The sequence below is a fragment of the uncultured Aquabacterium sp. genome, assembly GCF_947366995.1.
Classification (GTDB): domain Bacteria; phylum Pseudomonadota; class Gammaproteobacteria; order Burkholderiales; family Burkholderiaceae_C; genus Aquabacterium.
In genome coordinates this window covers 1-22903 of the sequence record NZ_CANBCC010000044.1, presented here as the reverse complement: position 1 = coordinate 22903, position 22903 = coordinate 1, and the positions used below count along the sequence as shown (strand labels likewise).

The 22903-nt window shown below is 65.6% G+C and carries 22 protein-coding genes and 1 tRNA gene; 10 read left to right on the top strand and 13 right to left on the bottom strand.

The window, feature by feature from the left end:
- Positions 1 to 36: 36 nt before the first annotated feature.
- Complete coding sequence (gene ftsH, locus Q0Z44_RS12135; protein ID WP_298013091.1) at positions 37 to 1938, bottom strand: ATP-dependent zinc metalloprotease FtsH; 1902 nt, start codon at positions 1936 to 1938, stop codon at positions 37 to 39.
- A 222-nt stretch (positions 1939 to 2160) separates the two neighbouring features.
- On the bottom strand, positions 2161 to 2865 hold the full coding sequence (locus Q0Z44_RS12130) for an RlmE family RNA methyltransferase (RefSeq protein ID WP_298013089.1): 705 nt from the start codon (positions 2863 to 2865) through the stop codon (positions 2161 to 2163).
- 17 nt (positions 2866 to 2882) lie between these two features.
- Here Q0Z44_RS12130 and yhbY point away from each other — a divergent pair, with 17 nt between their 5' ends.
- Positions 2883 to 3350 carry a ribosome assembly RNA-binding protein YhbY gene (gene yhbY / locus Q0Z44_RS12125; RefSeq protein ID WP_298013088.1) on the top strand — a complete coding sequence of 156 codons (468 nt, stop codon included), beginning with the start codon at positions 2883 to 2885 and terminating at the stop codon, positions 3348 to 3350.
- Positions 3351 to 3401: 51 nt separating this feature from the next.
- Here the strand turns inward: yhbY and Q0Z44_RS12120 are convergent, their stop codons facing one another.
- The 4 genes from Q0Z44_RS12120 to carA all read right to left on the bottom strand — a co-directional run bounded on the left by Q0Z44_RS12120 (position 3402) and on the right by carA (position 8952).
- Positions 3402 to 3863 carry a DUF4149 domain-containing protein gene (locus Q0Z44_RS12120; protein ID WP_298013086.1) on the bottom strand — a complete coding sequence of 154 codons (462 nt, stop codon included), beginning with the start codon at positions 3861 to 3863 and terminating at the stop codon, positions 3402 to 3404.
- Between the two features lie 10 nt (positions 3864 to 3873).
- Positions 3874 to 4350: a transcription elongation factor GreA gene (gene greA, locus Q0Z44_RS12115; RefSeq protein ID WP_298013083.1), complete on the bottom strand. Its 477-nt coding sequence runs from the start codon at positions 4348 to 4350 to the stop codon at positions 3874 to 3876.
- Positions 4351 to 4497: 147 nt separating this feature from the next.
- On the bottom strand, positions 4498 to 7764 hold the full coding sequence (carB, locus tag Q0Z44_RS12110; RefSeq protein ID WP_298013081.1) for a carbamoyl-phosphate synthase large subunit: 3267 nt from the start codon (positions 7762 to 7764) through the stop codon (positions 4498 to 4500).
- The gene (gene carA / locus Q0Z44_RS12105) at positions 7765 to 8952 is read right to left on the bottom strand and encodes a glutamine-hydrolyzing carbamoyl-phosphate synthase small subunit (RefSeq protein WP_298013079.1); all 1188 of its coding nucleotides are present in this window, start codon (positions 8950 to 8952) and stop codon (positions 7765 to 7767) included.
- A 228-nt stretch (positions 8953 to 9180) separates the two neighbouring features.
- On the opposite strand from carA, the gene bfr reads away from it, so the two are divergent.
- The 5 genes from bfr (at position 9181) to Q0Z44_RS12080 (ending at position 12961) form a co-directional block, all read left to right on the top strand.
- Positions 9181 to 9657, top strand: a complete 477-nt coding sequence (gene bfr / locus Q0Z44_RS12100; protein WP_298013076.1) for a bacterioferritin — start codon at positions 9181 to 9183, stop codon at positions 9655 to 9657.
- A gap of 88 nt (positions 9658 to 9745) precedes the next feature.
- Positions 9746 to 9973: a (2Fe-2S)-binding protein gene (locus Q0Z44_RS12095; protein WP_298013074.1), complete on the top strand. Its 228-nt coding sequence runs from the start codon at positions 9746 to 9748 to the stop codon at positions 9971 to 9973.
- Positions 9974 to 10073: 100 nt separating this feature from the next.
- Entirely contained in the window at positions 10074 to 10619 is a 546-nt protein-coding gene (locus tag Q0Z44_RS12090) for a hypothetical protein (RefSeq protein ID WP_298013072.1), read from the top strand.
- 98 nt (positions 10620 to 10717) lie between these two features.
- Positions 10718 to 11725: a D-2-hydroxyacid dehydrogenase family protein gene (locus tag Q0Z44_RS12085; RefSeq protein WP_298013070.1), complete on the top strand. Its 1008-nt coding sequence runs from the start codon at positions 10718 to 10720 to the stop codon at positions 11723 to 11725.
- Between the two features lie 54 nt (positions 11726 to 11779).
- Complete coding sequence (locus Q0Z44_RS12080) at positions 11780 to 12961, top strand: MFS transporter (RefSeq protein ID WP_298013068.1); 1182 nt, start codon at positions 11780 to 11782, stop codon at positions 12959 to 12961.
- Between the two features lie 15 nt (positions 12962 to 12976).
- Here the strand turns inward: Q0Z44_RS12080 and Q0Z44_RS12075 are convergent, their stop codons facing one another.
- Genes Q0Z44_RS12075 through Q0Z44_RS12065 form a run of 3 tightly spaced genes read right to left on the bottom strand, consistent with a single transcriptional unit; the run spans position 12977 to position 14793 of the window.
- The gene (locus Q0Z44_RS12075) at positions 12977 to 13324 is read right to left on the bottom strand and encodes a hypothetical protein (protein WP_298013066.1); all 348 of its coding nucleotides are present in this window, start codon (positions 13322 to 13324) and stop codon (positions 12977 to 12979) included.
- 35 nt (positions 13325 to 13359) lie between these two features.
- Entirely contained in the window at positions 13360 to 14091 is a 732-nt protein-coding gene (gene rlmB / locus Q0Z44_RS12070; protein WP_298013063.1) for a 23S rRNA (guanosine(2251)-2'-O)-methyltransferase RlmB, read from the bottom strand.
- A 9-nt stretch (positions 14092 to 14100) separates the two neighbouring features.
- Positions 14101 to 14793, bottom strand: a complete 693-nt coding sequence (locus Q0Z44_RS12065; RefSeq protein ID WP_298013108.1) for an ABC transporter ATP-binding protein — start codon at positions 14791 to 14793, stop codon at positions 14101 to 14103.
- Between the two features lie 22 nt (positions 14794 to 14815).
- Between Q0Z44_RS12065 and Q0Z44_RS12060 the strand changes: the two genes are divergently transcribed.
- Positions 14816 to 15463, top strand: coding sequence for an arylesterase (locus tag Q0Z44_RS12060; RefSeq protein WP_298013060.1), 648 nt, complete (start codon positions 14816 to 14818; stop codon positions 15461 to 15463).
- 10 nt (positions 15464 to 15473) lie between these two features.
- Here the strand turns inward: Q0Z44_RS12060 and phaR are convergent, their stop codons facing one another.
- The 4 genes from phaR to Q0Z44_RS12040 form a co-directional block, all read right to left on the bottom strand.
- The gene (gene phaR, locus Q0Z44_RS12055) at positions 15474 to 16049 is read right to left on the bottom strand and encodes a polyhydroxyalkanoate synthesis repressor PhaR (RefSeq protein WP_298013058.1); all 576 of its coding nucleotides are present in this window, start codon (positions 16047 to 16049) and stop codon (positions 15474 to 15476) included.
- A 166-nt stretch (positions 16050 to 16215) separates the two neighbouring features.
- A tRNA-Val gene (locus Q0Z44_RS12050) sits at positions 16216 to 16292 on the bottom strand.
- Positions 16293 to 16320: 28 nt separating this feature from the next.
- Positions 16321 to 18594 (bottom strand): bifunctional (p)ppGpp synthetase/guanosine-3',5'-bis(diphosphate) 3'-pyrophosphohydrolase, encoded by a 2274-nt coding sequence (locus Q0Z44_RS12045; RefSeq protein WP_298013056.1) that lies wholly within the window; start codon positions 18592 to 18594, stop codon positions 16321 to 16323.
- Complete coding sequence (locus tag Q0Z44_RS12040) at positions 18591 to 19517, bottom strand: alpha/beta hydrolase (RefSeq protein ID WP_298013054.1); 927 nt, start codon at positions 19515 to 19517, stop codon at positions 18591 to 18593. Before Q0Z44_RS12040 ends, Q0Z44_RS12045 begins: the two co-directional genes overlap by 4 nt.
- A 74-nt stretch (positions 19518 to 19591) precedes the next feature.
- Here Q0Z44_RS12040 and Q0Z44_RS12035 point away from each other — a divergent pair, with 74 nt between their 5' ends.
- The 3 genes from Q0Z44_RS12035 to Q0Z44_RS12025 form a co-directional block, all read left to right on the top strand.
- Complete coding sequence (locus Q0Z44_RS12035) at positions 19592 to 20374, top strand: 3-hydroxybutyrate dehydrogenase (RefSeq protein WP_298013052.1); 783 nt, start codon at positions 19592 to 19594, stop codon at positions 20372 to 20374.
- Positions 20375 to 20380: 6 nt separating this feature from the next.
- Positions 20381 to 22447, top strand: a complete 2067-nt coding sequence (mnmC, locus tag Q0Z44_RS12030) for an FAD-dependent 5-carboxymethylaminomethyl-2-thiouridine(34) oxidoreductase MnmC (protein WP_298013050.1) — start codon at positions 20381 to 20383, stop codon at positions 22445 to 22447.
- 51 nt (positions 22448 to 22498) lie between these two features.
- Positions 22499 to 22903 (top strand): RNA-binding S4 domain-containing protein (locus tag Q0Z44_RS12025; RefSeq protein WP_298013048.1); only part of this gene is annotated, 405 nt, incomplete at its 3' end.

Genomic DNA, 22903 nt, shown 5'->3' with positions numbered 1-22903 from the left:
GCCGAAGCCCCGTTGGACAGGCGTCAGGCGCCCGAATCAGACTGCGGCCGGCGCACCATCGGCGCTGATCGGCGGCTTCGGTCCGCTCGGCCGGTTGGACGGAGGGGTCCAGTCCTTGGGCGGACGGGGATCGCGACCCTGCATGATGTCCTCGATCTGATCGGAGTCGATGGTTTCCCATTCGAGCAGCGCCTTGGCCATTGCGTGCATCTTGTCCTGGTTGTCCTCGATGAGCTTGCGCGCCGTGGCGTACTGCTCGTCGATGATCTTGCGGATCTGCTTGTCGACCTTCTGCATGGTCTCTTCCGACATGTTGGTCGTCTTGGTGATAGACCGGCCGAGGAAGACCTCGCCCTCGTTGTCGGCGTAGACCATCGGGCCCAGCTCGTCCGTCATGCCGTAGCGGGTCACCATGTCGCGGGCGATGGCCGTGGCGCGCTCGAAGTCGTTGGAAGCACCCGTGGTCATCTGGTTCATGAAGACCTCTTCGGCAATCCGGCCACCGAACAGCACCGAGATCGTGTCCAGCATGCGCGTCTTGTCCATGCTGTAGCGATCGCCCTCGGGCAATTGCATGGTCACGCCCAGCGCGCGGCCGCGCGGGATGATCGTCACCTTGTGGACCGGGTCGGTCTTGGGCAGCAGGCGAGCCACCAGGGCGTGACCGGCTTCGTGGTAGGCGGTGTTCTTGCGCTCTTCCTCGGGCATGACCATGGACTTGCGCTCGGGGCCCATCATGATCTTGTCCTTGGCCTTCTCGAAGTCCTGCATTTCCACGACGCGACCATTTCTGCGGGCGGCAAACAGCGCAGCTTCGTTGACCAGGTTAGCGAGGTCGGCACCCGAGAAACCGGGGGTGCCGCGTGCCAGGATGTCGGCACGGATGTCCTGGCTGACGGGCACCTTGCGGATGTGCACGTTCAGGATCTGCTCGCGACCACGCACGTCCGGCAGGGTCACATAGACCTGACGGTCGAAACGGCCGGGGCGCAACAGGGCCGGGTCAAGGATGTCCGGGCGGTTGGTCGCGGCGATCACGATCACACCGAGGTTGGTCTCGAAGCCGTCCATCTCGACCAGCATCTGGTTGAGGGTCTGCTCGCGTTCATCGTTGCCGCCGCCAAGGCCGGCACCACGGTGACGACCGACGGCATCGATTTCGTCGATGAAGATGATGCAAGGCGCGTTCTTCTTGGCCTGTTCGAACATGTCACGGACACGGGCCGCGCCCACACCCACGAACATTTCCACGAAGTCGGAGCCGGAGATGGTGAAGAACGGCACCTTGGCTTCGCCCGCGATGGACTTGGCCAGCAACGTCTTGCCGGTACCCGGGGGGCCGACCATCAGCACGCCACGGGGAATGCGACCGCCGAGCTTCTGGAATTTCTGCGGATCACGCAGGAAATCGACGAGCTCCTTGACCTCTTCCTTCGCTTCATCGCAACCGGCGACATCGGCGAAGGTGATGTTGTTGTTGTTCTCGTCAAGCATCCGGGCCTTGCTCTTGCCGAAGCTGAATGCCCCGCCCTTGCCGCCGCCCTGCATCTGGCGCATGAAGTAGATCCACACGCCGATCAGCAGCAGCATCGGGCCCCAGGACACAAGCAAGCTCATCAGCAGCGAAGGCTCTTCGCGCGGCTTGACATCAAACTTGACACCGCTGTTGATGAGGTCGCCCACCAGACCGCGGTCGAGGTAAGTGGCCGTGCTGCGGATGCGCTTGTCATCCGTGGTGACAGCGATGATCTCCGTGCCGCCGCCGCCTTCCTGCAGGGTCACGCTCTTGATGCGTTTGGCGCGGACCTCCTCCAGAAAGTCGGAGTAGCCGATCTGGCTGCCCCCGGTGGTGGCACGGTCGAACTGCTTGAACACGGTGAACAACACCAGCGCCACAACCAGCCAGACAGCAATTTTGGAGAACCATTGATTGTTCACCGCGGCTCCTTCAACCCGAACTCGACCGTCTCGACGCGGCGCGGGATGCGCCTGCGAACCGAAACGGATCACTGACCACCCGAAGCCGGCTTGACAAAGCCCTCAACATGCGATCAGCACAGAACATGGGGACGATTCTAGACGAGTCAAGGGAGCCCCTGCTGACTGCTATCCCCTGTCGAACCCCGGTTTTCTCGGCTTTGAAGAGGCCGATCAACAAAATCAATCGGCTTGCTGCGATGCAGCATCCGTCCCAACCCGTTTCAAACCGATACCGACCAGGAAGGTTTCCGCCGATTTGTCCCGTGAAGCCTTCGGTTTGATGGGCTTGACCACCCGGAAATGATCTCGGAACAACTCGACCAGTTGGCTGTAACCACTGCCATGAAAAACTTTGCAAACCAGGGCGCCGTCGCGCTTCAGGTGTTGCTGGGCGAAATCGATCGCCAATTCGATCAGGTGCGCAATACGCGCGCTGTCGGACGACTCGATCCCACTCAGGTTGGGCGCCATGTCCGAAATCACCACATCTACCGGACGATCACCGACAGCCTCGCGCAGTTGCGCCAGCACCTCGTCCTCGCGGAAGTCGCCCTGAATAAAGTGCACCCCCTCGATCGGCTCGAACTCCAGCAGGTCCAGCGCGATGATGGCGCCGTTCAGTTCACCCACGGCCGCGCCGCCAACGCCTCCATCCTTGGGCGCGAACTTGCGACGCACGTACTGGCTCCATGCGCCAGGTGCAGCCCCCAGGTCCACGACCAGCTGGCCCGGGCGAAGGAGATGCAGCGCCTCGTCGATCTCTTTCAGCTTGAAAGCCGCGCGCGAGCGGAACCCCTCTTTTTGCGCCATGCGCACGTAGGGGTCGTTGACATGGTCGTTCAACCAAGCCTTGTTGAGCTTTTTGCTTTTGGTTTTGACTTTCATGGCTCGATAATAGAGGGATGCCTGCAATTGAACTGACCACCACCGAGCGCCGCGCCCTGCGCGCCGACGCTCACCACCTTGACCCTGTCGTGATGATTGGGGGAGACGGCCTCACGGCGGCCGTGCTGAAGGAAGCCGATTCTGCGCTCAAGGCCCATGGCCTGATCAAGGTGCGGGTGCTGGGCGATGACCGCGCCGCCCGCGAAGCCGTGTTCACCCAGCTGTGCGACCAGCTCAACGCCGCCCCGGTGCAGCACATCGGCAAGCTGCTGGTGCTGTGGCGCCCGGTGCCCGAGAAGGCCCCGAAGGAAGAGCCGACCGACCGCAAGCCTGGCCCGCGCGAGGTCAAGATCCTCAAGTTCTCGAAGAGCGGCACGCGCCGTCCCGAGATCAAGAAGGTTCAGGTGATGGGCAACCAGCGTGTGACCGCCGGCGGTCTGATCAAGCGCGCCAAGAAGCGCCTGGCGAGCAAGAAGCCCGCCTGATCCTCCCCCTCTTGCCCTGATGCCATCCGCGCCGCCTTCGGGCGGCGTTTTTCATGGCTGGGTGGTGGGCGTCAATCCGGTCAGGCGCCAGGCCAGCACGACCACGCACAGCGTCTTGATCCAGAACAGCGCGGCCGAGATGCCATGCAGGGCGCCAAACGACAGCAGGGTTGCCTCACCCGCCTTGGCCGCCTCGATCATCGGGTGCAGCGCGAACTGGCCGAAGATCGTCAGGAAGAGCGCGGCCAGCATCAGCAGCAGGTTGCCGGTCAGGACGGAGCCTGTGGCGCCGCTTTCTGCCAGGTCGCGCACGCGGCGGCGCTCGAGCACGTACAGCAACACGGCGATGAACAGGCTCAGCCGTGCTTCGGTCGCGAAGATGCGCCCGGCACCGAGCCCGGCCAGCGGCCGGTCGAGCACCATGAAGAGGCTTGGGGCCGACACGCCGCCCACACCCAGCAGCAAGCCCGCCCAGAGGCCGGCCACTGCGGTCTGCAGTCGCTGAAGCTTCATGGCCCTTGCCTCAGATGTAGCGAACCTCGATGACTTCGTAGTTGCGCACGCCACCGGGGGCCTGCACGGCGGCCACGTCGCCAGCCTCCTTGCCGATCAGCGCACGGGCGATCGGTGAGCTGATGGAGATCAGGCCCAGCTTCAGATCGGCCTCGTCGTCGCCAACGATCTGGTAGGTCACCTGCTCGCCAGAATCTTCCTCTTCCAGGTCGACGGTGGAGCCGAACACCACGCGCCCACCGGCGTCCAGGCTGGACGGGTCGATGATTTGCGCAGCCGACAGCTTGCCCTCGATTTCCTTGATGCGGCCTTCGATGAAGCCCTGCTTGTCCTTTGCGGCGTCGTACTCGGCGTTCTCGGACAGGTCACCCTGCGCACGGGCCTCGGCGATGGCCACGACCACGGCCGGGCGCTCAACGTGCTTCAGGCGGTGCAGCTCTTCCTTCAACTTTTCTGCGCCGCGCTTGGTGATGGGAATGGTCGACATGGTGTCTCTCTCGGTGGGCACCCTGACAACAGGGCCTCTGAAATGAACCGAGCCGCGCCCCGGATGCCATCGGCAGATGGTGGCCAGGCGCGGCCCGCATGAAAAACAGAACCATGCCCGGGTCAGCGGACATGGTGTGACTGCAGTTTAGTGCAGTTTGGCGTGCAGCTCTTGCACCGAGTAGACCTTCAGGTCGTCCTGGTGTTTCAGGGCCTCGACAGCGGCTTCGCAACCCGCCATCGTCGTGTAGTACGTGATGCGGTTGGCCAGCGCTGCGGTGCGGATGCTGCGCGAATCGGCGATCGCCGTACGCGTCTCGTCCACGGTGGTGAACACCAGCTGGATCTCGCCGGCCTTGATGGCATCCGCGATGTGCGGGCGGCCATCCTTGACCTTGTTCACCGGCTTCACCGGGACGCCCGCGGCGGCGATGGCGGCGGCCGTGCCCTTGGTGGCCACGACGCCGAAGCCCAGTGCGACCAGGTCACGGGCGACGGCCACGGCACGGTCCTTGTCGCCGTCCTTGACCGAGATGCACACCGTACCCTTGGTCGGCAGACGCGAACCGGCGCCCAGCTGCGACTTCAGCATGGCTTCGCCAAAGGTCTCGCCCACGCCCATGACTTCACCGGTCGAACGCATTTCAGGGCCGAGGACAGGGTCCACACCCGGGAACTTGTTGAACGGGAAGACGGCTTCCTTGACGCTGTAGTACGAAGGCACCACTTCACGCGGGGCCTTGCCGTCCGGCGACTTCTGGGTCGACAGCTTCTGGCCGGCCATGCAGCGCGCGGCAATCTTGGCCAGCGGCTGACCGGTGGCCTTCGACACGTACGGCACCGTGCGCGAGGCGCGCGGGTTCACTTCCAGCACGTAGACCGTCGCGGCGTCCAGGCCCTTGGTCACGTCGCCCTGGATGGCGAACTGCACGTTCATCAGGCCGACCACGTTCAGGGCCTTGGCCATCAGCGCAGTCTGGCGGCGCAGTTCGTCCTGGATCTCGGCCGACAGCGTGTACGGCGGCAGCGAGCACGCCGAGTCACCGGAGTGCACGCCAGCCTGTTCGATGTGCTCCATGATGCCGCCGATCATCGTGTCGGTGCCATCGCTGATGCAGTCGACGTCGACTTCAACCGCGTCGTTCAGGAAGCGGTCCAGCAGCACGGGCGACTTCTCGGAGACGCGCACGGCTTCGCGCATGTAGCGCTCGAGGTCCTTGTCGCCGTGGACGATTTCCATCGCGCGGCCACCCAGCACGTACGAGGGGCGCACCACCAGCGGGTAGCCGATCTCGTTGGCCAGCGCGATGGCAGCGTCTTCGGTGCGCGCCGTGCGGTTGGGCGGCTGCTTGAGGCCCAGCTTGTGCAGCAGAGCCTGGAAGCGCTCGCGGTCTTCGGCGATGTCGATGGAATCAGGCGTGGTGCCGATGATGGGCACACCGTTGGCTTCGAGGTCGAGGGCCAGCTTCAGCGGGGTCTGCCCGCCGTACTGCACGATCACGCCGACCGGCTTTTCCTTGGCCACGATTTCCAGCACGTCTTCCAGCGTCACGGGCTCGAAGTACAGGCGGTCGGAGGTGTCGTAGTCGGTCGAGACGGTCTCCGGGTTGCAGTTGACCATGATGGTCTCGTAGCCGTCTTCGCGCATGGCGAGGGCAGCATGAACGCAGCAGTAGTCGAACTCGATGCCCTGGCCGATGCGGTTCGGGCCACCGCCCAGCACCATGATCTTCTTCTTGTCCGTCGGCTCGGCTTCGCACTCCTCGTCGTACGTGGAGTACATGTAGGCCGTCTGCGTGGCGAACTCGCCGGCGCAGGTGTCGACGCGCTTGTAGACCGGGCGCACGTTCAGCGCATGGCGGGCCTTGCGCACGGCGTGCTGGTCGGTGCCCAGCAGCTTGGCCAGGCGGCGGTCCGAGAAGCCCTTCTTCTTCAGGTAGCGCAGCTCGTCGGCCGACAGGCTTTCGAGCGTGCGGCCCTTGAGTTGGCCTTCGGTCTTGATGATGTCTTCGATCTGGGCGAGGAACCAGGGGTCGACCTTGGTTTCTTCGAACACCTCGTCCAGCGTCATGCCAACACGGAAGGCATCACCCAGGAAGCGGATGCGCTCGGGGCCGGGCTCGCCGATCTCCTGCAGGATCTCTTCGCGGTCGTTGCTGATCTCGGTCAGGCCGTCGATGCCGGTTTCCAGGCCACGCAGGGCCTTCTGGAACGACTCCTGGAAGGTGCGGCCCATGGCCATCACCTCACCCACCGACTTCATCTGGGTGGTCAGGCGGCTGTCGGCAGCGGGGAACTTCTCGAAGGCGAAACGCGGGATCTTGGTGACCACGTAGTCGATCGAGGGCTCGAACGAAGCCGGGGTGGCGCCGCCGGTGATGTCGTTCTTCAGCTCATCGAGCGTGTAGCCGACCGACAGCTTGGCTGCGATCTTGGCGATCGGGAAGCCGGTGGCCTTGGAGGCCAGGGCCGACGAACGCGACACACGCGGGTTCATCTCGATCACGATCATCCGGCCGTTGTCCGGGTTGATCGAGAACTGCACGTTGGAGCCGCCGGTCTCGACGCCGATCTCGCGCAGGATGGCGATCGAGGCGTTGCGCAGCAGCTGGTATTCGCGGTCGGTCAGGGTCTGGGCCGGGGCCACCGTGATCGAGTCACCGGTGTGGATGCCCATCGGGTCGAGGTTTTCGATCGAGCACACGATGATGCAGTTGTCCGCCTTGTCGCGGACGACTTCCATCTCGTATTCCTTCCAGCCGATGAGCGATTCTTCGATCAGCAGTTCCTTGGTCGGCGACAGGTCCAGACCGCGCTTGCAGATCTCTTCGAACTCTTCGGGGTTGTAAGCAATGCCGCCGCCCGTGCCGCCCAGCGTGAAGCTGGGACGGATCACCATCGGGAAACCCGAGCCACCGATTTCGGCAGTGATGCGCTTCTGCACGGCCCACGCCTCTTCCATCGAGTGCGCGATGCCCGACTTCGCGGAATCCAGACCGATCTTGGTCATGGCTTCCTTGAACTTCTGACGGTCTTCGGCCTTTTCGATCGCGTGCTCGTTGGCGCCGATCATCTCGACCTTGTACTTGTCGAGCACGCCGTGCTTGTGCAGATCCAGCGCGCAGTTCAGTGCGGTCTGGCCGCCCATGGTCGGCAGGATCGCGTCAGGGCGCTCCTTGGCGATGATGCGCTCGACCACCTGCCAGGTGATGGGCTCGATGTAGGTGACGTCCGCCGTGTTCGGGTCCGTCATGATGGTCGCCGGGTTGCTGTTGACCAGGATGACCTTGTAGCCCTCTTCGCGCAGGGCCTTGCAGGCCTGGGCGCCGGAGTAGTCGAATTCACAGGCCTGGCCGATGATGATCGGGCCGGCGCCGATGATGAGGATGCTCTTGATGTCGGTGCGCTTTGCCATTTATTTCTTCTCCGCCTGTGCAGTGGTCATGAGCGACACGAAGCGGTCGAACAGGTAGGCGATGTCATGCGGGCCCGGCGAAGCTTCCGGGTGGCCCTGGAAGCAGAAAGCGGGCTTGTCGGTGCGGGCCAGGCCTTGCAGCGTGCCGTCGAACAGCGAGATGTGCGTTGGGCGCAGGTTGGCCGGCAGGGTCTTCTCGTCCACCGCAAAACCGTGGTTCTGGCTGGTGATGCTGACGCGGCCGTTGTCCAGGTCCTTCACGGGGTGGTTGCCACCATGGTGGCCGAACTTCATCTTGAAGGTCTTGGCCCCCGAGGCCAGCGCCATGATCTGGTGACCCAGGCAGATGCCAAAGGTCGGGATGCCCGTCTCGATGAGTTCCTTGGCCGCGGCAATGGCGTAGTCGCAAGGCTCCGGATCGCCCGGGCCGTTCGACAGGAAGATGCCGTCCGGGTTGTACTTCAGCACGTCGGCTGCCGGCGTCTTCGCGGGCACCACGGTGACCTTGCAGCCGCGCTCGGCCAGCATGCGCAGGATGTTGCGCTTGACGCCATAGTCGTAGGCCACCACATGGAACTTCGCATCGGCCAGCTTGCCGAAGCCCGGCTTGCCGTCCAGCTCGGGGTTGGACAGCTTCCACTCCGTTTCCGTCCACTCGCACACGTCGGTGCGGCTGACCACCTGAGCGAGATCCTGGCCCGCCATGCTGGGCGCCGCCTTCGCTGCGGCCACCGCGTCGGCGATCAGCGCATCGGTCACGGCCTCACCGGGGTTCAGGCCCACGATCACGCCATTCTGGGCACCCTTCTGGCGCAGCAGGCGCGTCAGCTTGCGGGTGTCGATGTCGGCAATGCCCACCGTGCCCTGGGCCTGGAGGTATTGCGACAGCGTCTGCGTCTGACGGAAGTTCGAGGTACGGATGGGCAGGTCTTTGATGATCAGACCTGCGGCATGGACTTTCGCGGCTTCGACGTCCTCACCGTTGACGCCGTAGTTGCCGATGTGCGGATACGTCAGGGTGACGATCTGCCGGGCATAGCTCGGGTCGGTGAGAATTTCCTGGTAGCCGGTCAGCGAGGTGTTGAAGACCACTTCGCCGACGGTGCGACCGGCAGCGCCGATCGATGTACCGCGAAAGACCGTGCCGTCTGCGAGGGCCAGAAGAGCTTGAGGCAGGACGGGCAGCACGGGTTCATTCTCCGTTTGTTGTGCGCCCGGCTCACGCTTGGCACGACTGCACGTGCCACACAGCGGTCCGTGGCGCAGGCGTGACAAGTTCAGGTCCAGTGAAGGAAACCGATCGGAATTGCCAGGCGGGGGGTGGTTGCGGGTAAACCTTAGGAGTATAACCCAAGCTCCCCATGCCCTGTCGTGAACAACGACTCGGCCTCAGAATTCGCACCATAAGGAAGCACCATGCAAGGCGACCCCAAAGTCATCGATTTCCTCAACGCCCAGCTGAAGAACGAGCTCACCGCCACGAACCAGTACTTCCTGCACTACCGCATGTTGAAGCACTGGGGCCTCGACAAGCTGGCCAAGAAGGAATACGAAGAGTCGATCGGCGAGATGAAGCACGCCGACAAGCTGATGGCCCGCATCTTCATGCTGGACGGCCTGCCCAACCTTCAGGACCTGGGCAAGCTGTTGATCGGCGAGGATGTGCCCGAAATCCTGCAGGGTGACCTGCAACTGGAAACGGCTGCGCAAGGCACGGTCAAGGATGGGATCGCCTACTGCGAGTCGGTGCGTGACTACGTGTCGCGCGATCTGCTGCAGCACATCCTGGACGACACCGAGGAGCACATCGACTTCCTCGAAACCCAGCTGGACCTGATCGGCAAGGTCGGCCTGCAGAACTACCTGCAGTCGCAGATGGGCGAGCCGAGCTGACCCGGGGGCGGCACAAATCCATTGACTGCGAATCATTCTTATTTGATAATTCACCCATCGCCCCACTGCGGGGCCATGGGTGACAGGAATGATTGTTTGCGTGTGCCGCCGAGTGTCAGACCGGGAGATCCAGCGCCAGGCCGCAGCCGGCTGCTCCAGCTTCGACGAGCTGCAGATGGAGACAGGCCTGGCCACCTGCTGCGGCCGCTGTGAAAGCTGCGCACGCGATGTCTTCAGCCGCGCCCAGACGCACGGCACCGTCGCGCTGATTCAGGGCGCCCCGCACGTGACGCTGCAGGGCAGAACAGCCGCCTGATTCACGCCCTTTTCGTCCGGGAGCGAACTCAAGTTCGGCGCCCGGGCTGCCGATACCTCCGATAAGTGGCCAAGACAGCGCCACGGCTTCCGGGGGTTTCATGTCTTCGTTTTTTTACACACAGGACGAGTCGGCCCGCATCGACACCCGCAGTCGCACAAAGGGCCCCGACGGGAAGTCGTCCGTGCGCACGGTGCTTGCGTTGGCTACGGACACCCTCGAGACTGCCGGACTGTCATCCCCCGCCCCCCGGCGCCCCGAAGTCACGCCCCCCAGCCTGTTCACGGCACAGCGCTCGGGCTGGAGCGACTGGCTGACCGGTTTCTGGCGCTGGCTCTGGGATCTCGAGGAGCCGATGCGCGGCCCCGCCGTGCCGGCCCGCCTGCTTGCTGGCATCCGTGGCGAGTTCGTCAACGCCGTATGGGATCTGCAATCGGCCGACGCGACCCGCTTACGCACCCAGATCGAACGAGCGCGCTCGCTGCGAGAACTGTGGCACTTGCGCGCCGATGTGTTTCGGACCATCTCCACACACCGCGGACAACTCGAAGCACAGCAACGCCTGGACGGGCTGGACACACACTTTCCTGTGCGGGCATCCAAGCGCTCGGACGACAGCCGTCAGGGGCGCGCTTCACGCTGGTGATGTTTCGCGGCGAACACCGCCGCTGACGGAATGTGACCCCTTGCGACAAAGCCGGGAGGATTGCATTGCACAATGGTGTTTGGTCTGTGAAGCACCCCATGAACATCACCATTCTGGACGACTACCAGGACGCCGTCCGCAAGCTGAAATGCGCGTCCCGACTCGACGGGCTGTCCGCCAAGGTCTACACCAACTCCGTCAAAGGCATCGGCCAGCTGTCGGTTCGGCTGCGTGACGTCGAGGCCCTGGTTCTGATCCGCGAGCGAACCCATTTTCCCCGCGCGCTGCTCGAGAAGCTCCCCAAGCTCCGGCTGATCTGCCAGACCGGCCCGGTCGGCGGGCACATCGACGTCGAAGCCTGTACCCGGCTCGGCATTGCCGTGGCCGAAGGCGTGGGCGATCCGACCGCGCCGGCCGAGCTGACGTGGGCTCTGGTGATGTCGGCCATGCGGCGCCTGCCCCAATACATTGGCAACCTGAAGCACGGTGCGTGGCAGCAATCGGGGCTGAAGTCGGCGTCGATGCCCACCAACTTCGGACTCGGCATGGTGCTGGCTGGCAAGACTCTGGGAATCTGGGGCTACGGCCGCATCGGCAAACGGGTCGCGCAGTACGGCAGGGCTTTCGGCATGCACGTCACCGTGTGGGGCAGCGAGGCCTCGCGGGCGCAGGCCCAGGCCGATGGTTTCATCCCCGCCCCCACGCGAGAGGCCTTCTTCGAGGCAAGCGACGTCCTGAGCCTCCATCTTCGACTGACCCCGCAGACGCGCGGCCTGATCACGCAGGAGGACCTGCATCGGATGAAGCCGACGTCGCTGCTGGTGAACACGTCGCGCGCCGAACTCCTGCAGGACAACGCGCTGGTCACCGCGCTGAACCGGGGCCGCCCGGGCATGGCGGCGGTGGACGTGTTCGAGAGCGAGCCCATCCTGCAGGGGCACCCCTTGCTGCGCCTGGAAAACGCGGTGTGCACGCCGCACATCGGCTACGTCGAGCTCGACAACTACGAGCGCTACTTCAGCGCGGCGTTCGACAACCTGCGGAACTTCATCGCTGGCACGCCGACGCACATCGTCAACCCGGAGGCCCTGCGGGTTCACCACTGAGCCAGGCCCCGAGGCAGTACGTTGGAACTGGAGCGCGCCCTTCCCCGCCATGACATGGCTGCAGCCCGCTGGGCGCTGCTGGCCGGGAATTTCGTTATCGGCTGCGGCGTGATGGTGGTGGGCGGCACGCTGAACGACCTGACGCACAGCCTGAACATCTCGGTGGCCCAGGGCGGCACGCTCATCGCCATCGCGTCGGTGATGATGGGCTTCGGCGCGCCATTGCTGGCCGCGGCGGTGGCGCACATCGACCGGCGCAAGCTGCTGGCACTGACCATGCTGTGGTACGCGCTGGGGCACGCGGCCTGTGCACTGGCACCCGACTACGGCTGGCTGTGGCCGATCCGGGCGCTGACCGTGCTGTCTGCCGCGGTGTTCACGCCTCAGGCGGCCGCCACCATGGGCTTCATGAGCACGCCGGCGCACCGCGGTCGGGCCATCACCTTCGTGTTCATGGGGTGGTCGATCGCCTCAGTGGCGGGCATGCCAATGGCCGCGTGGGTCGGCGAGCGCCTGGGATGGCGCATTGCCATGGGGCTGGTGGCGCTGGGCGCACTCCTGGTGGCGTGGCTGGTGTGGCGGCACGTGCCCAAAGGCATCCGGCCTCCGGCACTGTCATGGCGTTCGTGGCGCAAGGTGTTGAGCTCGCCGCTGTTGATGGCCGTGGTGGCCGTGACGGCATGCCAGAGTGCCGGGCAGTTCTCCGTGCTCGCGTACATGGCTCCCTATTACAAGCACGGCTTTGGCGCCAGCCCCGAGCAGATCAGCGCCATGTTTGCGTGGTTTGGCGCACTGGCCCTGGCAGGCAACCTGTGGCTGAACCGGGTGATTGACCGGACCGGTGCGGCGCGCGCCGTGACCACCACCTTGGCCATGATGGCCACCAGCCTGCTGATCTGGCCTGTGGCCACCACGCTTCCTGTGCTGGCGGTTGTCATGTTGCCGTGGGCCCTGAGCGGTTTTGCCACCAACTCCGGCCAGCAGGCGCGCCTGGGCGGGCTGTCGCCCCGTCTGGCCCCTGCCCTGATGGCCCTGAACACATCGGCCATCTACCTCGGGCAGGCGGCAGGCGCCACCGGCGGCGGCTGGGTGATCACGCACCAGGGCTACGCCACCTTGCACTGGCTGGGGCTGGCGTGGGTCAGCGTGGGCTTGCTGCTGAGCATCTGGGCACACCGTGCACAGCGCTCGGAAGAAGCGCGGCATGCGCGGACCGGGCTCACCGCCGAGGCCTGACGCACGCGGAAGGCGTCAGCGCGGGTTCTCGAAGAAGACGTAGGTCGAGAAATTCGACACTTCGAAGTACACGCGCTTTTCGCCTTCGTCGACCACGCCGTTGAGGTTCTCGTCGAGCACACCGTAGCCGAAGCGGTACTCCCGCGGCGAGCCATCGTCGGTGCCCAGCGCGGTACTCAGCTTGTCGATCTTGAGGAAGCGGCGGGCAAGCTGCTGCCCGGCATACACCTCCATGACGCCGTCGGTGCCCGTCCAGTTCTGGATGTCACGCTTGATCTTGTTCTGCTGTTCCTGAGTACAGCCAGAAAGCATCGCGGTGATCGACACCAGGGCGATGGCAGCGGTTCGAATGGCGAGTGTCATGAAGGGATGGCCTCAAGAAAACCGGATGGATGCAATCAGCCGCGCTGCCGGCGTGCCTCGTACAGACAGACGCCGCTGGCCACCGAAACGTTCAGGCTTTCAACGCCGCCCATCATCGGGATGCTGACCAACTGGTCGCAGTGCTTGCGCGTGAGCTGCCGCATGCCGCTGCCTTCGGCGCCCAGCACCACGGCGACCGGCCCCTTGAAATCGGCCTGATAAAGGCTGCTCTCCGCATCGTCCGAGGTGCCGATGATCCAGATGTCGCGCTCTTTCAGCTCGGTCAGCGTGCGGGCCAGGTTGGTGACCATGAAGTACGGCACGGTTTCAGCAGCGCCGCTGGCCACCTTCGCCACCGTCGCATTGATTCCCACTGCGTGGTCCTTCGGGGCGATCACGGCATGCGCGCCCGCGCCGTCGGCCACGCGCAGGCAGGCGCCGAGGTTGTGCGGATCGGTCACGCCGTCCAGCACGAGCAGCAGTGGTGGCTCGCTCAGGCTGTCGAGCAGGTCGTCGAGCGAACGGGCCGGACTCAGGGCCTCGACCCGCGCAACCACGCCCTGGTGGCGGTGGGTGCCCGCCATCTGTTGCAGCTTGTCGTCGTCGCTGTCGATCACACGCAGGCCGGCTTCCTCGGCTTTCGCCAGAAACTGCTTCATGCGCTGATCACGCCGGGTGGCATCCACATGCAGTTCACGGATGGACTTGGGCGCCACCTTGAGGCGCACGGACACGGCATGGAAGCCAAATAGCAGTTTGAGACTCATGCCGGCATCCTAACCGGTGATGCGCCCCGCCCCGATGTGCACCGTGTGCTGGCAACGCGCCGCGATCTCACGGTCGTGCGTGACCAGGAGCAGCGTGGTGCCCACCTCGCGGTTGAGCTCGAACATGAGGTCCATGATGGCCTGGCCGGTGGCGTGGTCCAGGCTACCGGTCGGTTCGTCGGCCATCAGGATATCGGGCCGCATCACGAAGGCCCGTGCCAGCGCCACACGCTGCTGCTCACCGCCCGAGAGCACCGTGGGCCGATGCGAAAGGCGCTGCCCCAACCCCACGCGCTCGAGCATCGCGATGGCCTTGGCGCGCGCCTCGCGGTCGCCGCGCAGCTCCAGTGGCAGCATCACATTTTCGAGCGCAGAGAGGTGCGCGATGAGCTGGAAATTCTGGAACACGAAACCGACGTGCCGCGCGCGGTGCGCAGCCCGCTGGTCTTCATTGAGGGCGAACAGGTCGACGCCACAAAGGGTGACGCTGCCCTCGGTCGGCGTGTCGAGCCCGGCAAGCAGAGACAGCAAGGTGCTCTTGCCCGAGCCGGATGCCCCGACGATGGCCAGGGTCTCCCCATGCGGCACCGTGAGGACGATGCCGTGCAGAATGGTCAACGGGCCGCTCGCGTCGCCCACGGTCTTGCCAAGCCCGCGGACCACGATGGCCGGCTGGCCCACGGAAGACGCGTCGGAGTTCATCGAGGAAGAAACGGAAGTGGACATGTCGATCGACTGTACGCGACGTGCCCTGGCCTTGGGGGCCCTGGGTGCTTGGCTGGGCCCGGTGCGGGCTGCAAACAACAGGCCACCGCGCACGCTGCTGGTGGTGGGCGACAGCCTGTCAGCCGAATATGGCCTGCCGCGCGGCACAGGCTGGGTGGCCTTACTGGGGCAGCGCCTGAAAGAGCAGGATCTGCCACTGAACATCGTCAACGCCAGCATCAGCGGCGAGACGACGTCGGGTGGGCTCGCGCGCCTTCCGGCCCTGCTGGCCGAGCACAAGCCCGATGTGGTGGTGGTGGAGCTGGGCGCCAACGACGCCCTTCGCGGGCTGCCCCTGGATGGCACGCGCAACAACCTAAGCCAGATGGTGGGCCTGAGCCAGAAGGCCGGCGCCCGGGTGTTGCTGGTGGGGATGATGGTGCCGCCGAACTACGGCAAGCGTTACGCGGACGACTTTGCCGCCCTGTTCGAACGTGTGAGCACCGAGCGCAAGGTGCCGCTGGTGCCCTTCATGCTCAAGGGCGTGGCCGACAGGCCGGATGCGCGAGACTGGTTCCAGGCCGACGGCACGCACCCCTTGCCCAAGGCGCACCCGGTGATCCTGGACGTGATCTGGCCGAGGCTGCAGCCGCTGCTGCGCGGCTGACGAGACAGCCTTACTTCTTCGGGGTCAGTCCGGCGCCGAGGTTGCCGATCAGCGTTTCGGCCTGCTTGCTCATCTGCTCCTGCATTTGCAGGAAAAGGCTGCGTGACTGCTCCATGTACCCGCCCATGAAGTTCTGCATCAGCGGGTTCTGCAGGTTCATCATGGAGTTCTCGGTGAGGCGCGACTGCATGTCGATGAAGCTCTGGATGTTCTTCTCCAGGTAGTGACCCATCAGACCCTGCATGGTGTGGCCGTAGAACCGGATGATCTGCGCGAGCGCCTGGGTCGAAAACATGGGCACACCAGCGGTCTCTTCTTCCAGGATGATCTGCAGCAGGATGCTGCGGGTCAGGTCTTCACCACTCTTGGCGTCGACCACGATGAAGTGCTCGCAGCCCATGACCATGTCCTTCACCTCGGCCAGCGTGATGTAGCTGCTGGTCTTCGTGTCGTACAGACGGCGATTGGGGTATTTCTTGATGGTGCGCAGGCCCGGGGGCACCGAGCCAGGCGCTGGCCGGTCTGCCTCAGGGGCGTCATCCCGCGGGGCTTCGTCTTGTGGGCGCGGGGTGCGTGCGGCGTTCATGGTCGGCTCCTGTCAACTGAAAACCATTGTAGGAGGGGATCGCCGCGGCCAGCATGTGGGGCACGGAACTCGGCACCGCTCTTGGCGCTTTTCCAAATGCGCCCATCAAAGGCACGCAAAAGAAAAGGGCCCGCTCTTTCGAACGGGCCCTCAATTCCAGGTAATTTGGTAGGCGCGATTGGATTCGAACCAACGACCCCCACCATGTCAAGGTGGTGCTCTAACCAACTGAGCTACGCGCCTGGAAGACTTAGACTATAACACGTTTTTCTTACTTTCGTCTTGCTTTCGTCACGCCGCTGATTTGCAACACTTTCGAAAGGACCGACGCAAGCCGTGTGGTGTCTGCTGTCTGGAGCGTGAGTGTAACCGTGATTCGATCCCTCACCGCCTCGCTGTGGATGGATTGCACCGGAATCTTCGCCTGGGCCAGCACATCGCAGACATCACGCAACAGTCCGCTGCGATCGTGGCCCTCGACGAGCACGTCCACCGCGTAGTGCGCGTTGTCTGCCGCGGCCTCGCGGCCCCAGGCCACCGGGATGATGCGCTCGGGGCTGCGGCCTGCAAGCTGCCGGAAGTTGCTGCAATCGCTGCGGTGCACCGCCACACCCTTGCCGCGCGTGACATAGCCACCGATCACATCCGGTGGCGCGGGCTTGCAACAGCGAGCGAGTTGGGTGAGCAGTGAGTCCATGCCGACCACCAGCACGCCCTTGCCTCCCGGCGCACCGACGGCCTCCTGGCGCGCCAGACGCTGTGAGATCAGCTGGTCTGGATCAGGCTCGGGCTCGGCGGGCCGGAAGCTCTGCTCGATGTTGCGCAGCGAGTACTCGTCCTTGCCGACCACGTCGAACAGGGCGTCGGCACTGCGAAAGCCAAGTCGTGCGGCCAGTTCATCCAGCTTGATGGCGGTCTTGCCCTCGCGCTGCAACAGTTTCTCGACCAGTTCGCGGCCCTTGGCGATGGTCGCCTGCTGCGCCAGGGCATTGAACCAGGCGCGCACCTTCGCCCGCGCGCGCTGGCTTCGCAGGTAGCCCAGCTCGGGGTTGATCCAGTCCAGCGAGGGACCGCCCTCCTTCGCCGCCACGATCTCGACCGTCTGCCCGCTGCGCAGCTCGGTGTTGAGCGTGACCATGGCGCCGTCGACGCGGGCTCCGCGACAACGGTGGCCAAGGTTGGTGTGCAGCGTGTAGGCAAAGTCGACCGGGGTGGCGCCGGTGGGCAGGTCGATGATCTCGCCTTCCGGCGTGAACACATAGATGCGGTCGTCGAACAGACCTGCGCCCGCCTGCCCGCCTTCGGCCTCGTCGGCGTTGGCCAGATCGCGCTCCCACGCCAGAAGCTGACGCAGCACGGTCTTGCGCGCTTCGGCCACGCGGCTCTCGAAGTCGCCGGCCGCCTGCACGCCCGCATAGCCCTTGGCACCCGCCTCCTTGTAGGCCCAGTGCGCCGCCACACCGCTTTCGGCGTGGTCGTGCATGGCCTGGGTGCGAATCTGGATCTCGATGGATCGGCCCTGGTCGTCGCGCACCACTGTGTGCAAAGACTGGTAGCCGTTCGGCTTGGGCCGGGCGATGTAGTCCGAGAACTCATCGGCGATGGCGTGCCACAGTTCGTGGACGCGACTGAGCGCGGCGTAGCAGGCGGGCACATCGGCCACGATGACACGCAAGGCCCGCAGGTCGAACACGCGCTCAATGGGCAGGTGCTTGCCCTGCATCTTCTTCCAGATGCTGTAGAGGTGCTTGGGCCGCCCCTGGACCTGCGCCGCCAGGCCGACCTCGGCCAGCGCCTGCGTGAGTTGCTGTCGCAACTGCTCGATGTGCGCTTCCCGCTCGAGGCGCTTTTCCAGCAAGGAGCGGGCGATGCTGCGGTAGGTATCTGGCTCGAGAAAGCGAAAGGACAGGTCTTCCAGCTCCCATTTGATCTGCCAGATGCCCAGGCGGTTGGCCAGGGGCGCAAAGACCTGCATCGATTCACGGGCCAGCGCCCGTGGGCATGCCTGCTTGGTGTCGGCGTAATGCCGCAGCGTTTGCAGGCGAGATGCCAGACGCAGCAGCACCACACGCAGGTCTCGCGAAAACGCGAGCAGCATCTTGCGGATGCGCTCCACCTGCTCGGCGCGCAGCGGCCCGTCCGTGTCGTCGCCCAGTGCGTCGCGGGCGTTGCGCTGCACTTGCACCAGCTTGCGCGTGTGCATCACCAAGCCTACGGCGTCGTCACCGAACGCGCGCGCCACCACCTCTTCGGGGTCCGTCAGGTATTCGCTGGCGTAGACCAGGTAGGCCGCGGCCTGCAGCGACGGGGGGGCACCAATGCCTTGCAGAATGAGGCGCACACCGTCGGCATGGCGCAAGGCATCCTCACCGGTGTCGAAATGACGGCCAGCCAGCAGGGGCCCGGCAAAGGTGCGCGCCTTGCTCAACAGGTGTTCACCACCGGCCTGTTCGCCGCCCGCGGCCACATCGGCCAGCCCGACAATGGCAGCCTGCATGGCGCCGCCCGGCTCGAGCGGCGCGGTCTGAAGCGAACCGGTTCTCATGCCAGCAGAAAGTCCTTCACCACGGCAATCTGGTCCGGCGCAATGAGCGTTGGCGCATGGCCCACGCCGTCGAACGCCACCAGGCGGGCCTTCGGGCCACGGGCGGTCATGGCGAGCGCCGTCTCGGCATCCAGCAGATCAGACTCTGCACCGCGCAGCAGCAAGGTTTCACAGCGCAGCGCGTCGTACACCTGCCACAGCATGGCTTCCCCGCTGGCCGCGCTGTCGGCCGACATGGTCTTGAACGGGGCTGCAATGGCGGGGTCGTAGTGCAGCACGAACCCGGCGCCATCCGGGGCAGGACGCAACAAGGGGCGCGACAACGCCAGCCACTGCGCGGGTGTGTGCGGTCCGAAGCCGGTCGAGATGCTCCAGAGGTAGTCGGCCGCTTGCTGCTCGGTGTCGAAGCGCAGCGGCTGGCCCAGGTAGTCACCGATGCGCACCAGCGCCTCATGGCGCAGCCGCGGACCGACGTCGTTCAGCACGAGGCGGCGGTAGCGCGCACCCGTCACCTCGGTCGGCACGGTGGACAGCGCCAGACCGATGAGCCCCCCCATCGACGTGCCGACCCAGTCAATGTCCATGGGGCTGGCAGCCCCGACCTGCTGACGCAGGTGTTGCAGCAACACCACCATGTCGGACGCGTACGCGAAGACCTGGTACCCGGCAGGTTCCGCCAGCCAGTCAGAATGCCCGCGCCCGACCACATCCGGGCAGATCACCTGGTAGTTCTCGCTCAGCGCCGCTGCCAGCGCGTCGAAATCGCGCCCCTGACGGCTCAAGCCGTGAACGCAGATCAGGATGCGCGAATTGGCCGGGTCGCCCCATTGCCAGTAGGCCATGCGGTGCGTCTGAGCGTCCGTGCGGCTGGCCCCGGGACAGGTAACGTACTGAAGCGTGGGATCTGTTTGCACGTGGTTCATGGCTGGGCGTGATTCGGGTCAGATAATGGGTTGTTCACCCACATTGTCTTTGTACTAGCCGACAGGAGGCCGAGATGTTGAAAGGAAAAACTGCCCTCGTGACCGGGTCCACCAGCGGCATTGGCCTGGGGATCGCTGAGAAGCTGGCTGCCCAGGGCGCCAACGTCATTCTGAACGGGTTTGGCGACACGGCCGCGCCACAGGCCGCCGTGTCGGCTGCAGGCCAGGCGCATGGCGTGAAGGTCGGCTTCCATGGCGCCGACATGTCGAAGCCGGCTGAAATTGCCGAGATGATGGCGTATGCCGATCAGGCTTTTGGCGGCGTGGACGTCCTCGTCAACAACGCCGGCATCCAGCACGTGTCCAACGTCGAAGACTTTCCGATCGAAAAGTGGGATGCGGTCATCGCGATCAACCTCAGTTCTGCCTTCCACACCACGCGGCTCGCCATCCCCGGCATGCGGGCGAAGAACTGGGGGCGTGTGATCAACCTGGCCTCGGTGCACGGGTTGGTGGGCTCGGCGGGCAAGTCGGCCTATGTGGCGGCCAAGCACGGCATCGTGGGCCTGACCAAGGTTGTGGCGCTCGAAACGGCGACGACCGGCATCACAGCCAACGCCATCTGCCCTGGCTGGGTGCTCACCCCGCTGGTGCAGAAGCAGATCGACGACAAGGCGGCACGCGAAGGCATCTCGCTGGCCGAAGCCCAGAAGGGCCTGCTGGGTGAGAAGCAGCCTTCCCTGCAGTTCGTGACCCCGGCGCAACTGGGCGACTTGGCCGTGTTCCTGTGCTCGTCAGCGGGTGACAACATCCGCGGTGCCGCCTGGAACATGGACGGCGGCTGGGCGGCTCAGTAATCGGGCATGACCCTGACACCTGCAACCCTGGGCGAGGCGCCAGGGGGCCGGGCGCCGGGTGCGCCTTACGCGCCGCATTACGACGACTTCTATGGCGAGCCCGGGGACACGTGGGCCCGCGCCCGGGATGTGTTCCTGCACGGCAACGGCCTGCCGGGCCGATGGCAGCAACGCGATCGCTTCGTGATTCTGGAAGCCGGCTTCGGCCTGGGACAGAGCTTTCTGGCCACCTGGCTGGCCTGGCGTAACGATCCTGCCCGCTGCGACGAACTCATCTTCGTCTCGGTCGAGCAACACCCGCTGCAGATGGCCGACCTGGCTGCAGCCCATTCTGGCCAGACGGGCCCGGCCGCCGAATTGGCCGCCCGCCTGCAAGCCGCCTGGCCCCCGCTGACGCCCGGCTGGCATCTGCTCGATTTCGATGAGGCCGCACTGCCTGCAGGCGGCAGCGGCCGGCGGCCGCATGTTCGGTTGATGCTCGGGCTGGGCGACGTGAACCGCCTGCTGCCGACACTGCTGGCCCAGGCCGACGCGTTCTACCTTGATGGCTTCGCGCCCGACCGCAATCCGGCCATGTGGGACGAGCACCTGCTGACCCGCTTGAACCGCCTGGCCGCTCCGGAAGCCACGCTCGCCTGCTGGACGCACACGCCGGCCATTCGCAGCGCACTGGCTGCGGCCGGCGTCGAGATGGCCATTACGCCGGGCGCAGGATGGGGTGGCGAGGCGCTGTGCGGTCGCCATGCGCCACGCCATGTGCCCGCCCCACCAGCTGGCGGGCTGTGGCACGCGCCGCCCGCGCAGCATCGGCACGCGGTCGTCGTCGGCGCGGGGCTGGCGGGTGCGAGCGCCGCGCTGGCGCTGTGCGAGGCCGGATGGCGCGTAACCCTGCTCGATCGCGAAAGCGGCGCTGCGCGGGCCACGTCCGGCAACCCGGGCGGGCTGTTTCACAGCATCGTGCACGGCGAAGACGGCGTGCATGCGCGGGCGCACCGGGCCGCCGTGCTCGCACTCTGGCAGAAGGCAGGCAACTGGCTTTCGAACGGTCGGGTGCGCGGCCAGCCCCATGGCCTGCTGCGCCTTGATCCGAAGACGGAGGAGGCCACGGCACGCGCCACGTTGCGTCGTCTGGGCCTGCCAAAGGACCACGTGACCTGGCTGGCGGCCGATGAAGCGGCGCAGCGCTGTGGTGTGCCCGTGCCCTGTGGCGGATGGTGGTTTGCACAGGCGGGCTGGCTGCACCCGGCCGGGCTGGCCGAGGCGATGCTGGCGTCGGCTGCCGCGTGCTTCCCGGGGGCGCTGACGGTCCAATTCGGCGCCGAAGCCGCCGCACTGGAACGCAACGACGACACAGGCCAGTGGCTGGCGATGTCGGCCTCCGGCGCCACACTGGCGCAGGCGCCCACCCTGGTCCTCGCCAACGCGCTGGGCGCACCCACGCTGCTCGGCACGCTGCGAGACGAATTGGCCGTGGCCGTGCCGCCGCTGAGCGCCGTGCGAGGGCAGATCACGGCCCTGCCCCACCCAGCGGGCCTGCCTCAGGCGCCCATTGCCGGCAGCGGCTACGCGCTTGCACTCGACACGCAGACCTTGCTGTGCGGCGCCACCAGCCAGCACCACGATGCCGACCCCGCCGTGCGAGAGGCCGATCACCACCACAATCTGCAGCAGGCCAGGCGACTGGGCCTCTCGGGCCTGCCTTCCGAGGAAGACGGTGTGGACGGGCTGTATGGGCGCGTCGGCTGGCGTGCCGTCACGCCGGACAGGCTCCCCGTGGTCGGCGCGTTGCCGTGGGCGCCCGCTCGACTGGCCCATGTCCCGCACCTCCGCGCGGACCAGGTTCGCCAGATTCCGCGCCAGCGCGACGACACCGGGGGGCTCTACGCGATCACTGGACTGGGCTCGCGAGGCATCGCCTGGTCCGTGCTGGCCGGACGGCTGCTGGCGCACTGGGTGACCGGCGCGCCCTGCCCGGTCGAGGCGGACTTGCGCGACGCGCTCGACCCGGCGCGCTTTGTGGCCCGATCTGCACGGGGCGCCACTGCGCGGCAAACCCCTGACAGCAGCAGTTGACCCGCGGGCGGCCGCCTGCGCACTGCGCTACAGTGCGGTCGTTCACCGACCATGAAGCAAGACACCTCTGCTCGCCCTCTGCCTGGCATCACCGACCGGCTCCGCCTCGACAAGTGGCTCTGGGCTGCGCGTTTCTACAAGACGCGCGGCTTGGCCGCCGACGACATTGACAAAGGGCGCATCCAGGTCAACGGCCAGGTGGCCAAGGCATCGCGCGAACTGCGCGGTGGCGAGACGGTCGACATCCGACAAGGTGCCCTGACGCGAACCGTGGTGGTCAAGGCCGTGAGCACGGTGCGGGGGCCCGCCGTGCAGGCGCAGATGCTGTACGAAGAGACACCAGAAAGCCTGCTGCGCCGCACCGAGCACACGGAGCGCCGCCGCCTCTCGGCCGAACCGGCAGAGAGCATCGAGCAAGGCCGCCCCACCAAGCGCGACCGGCGCCAGCTGGCGGAC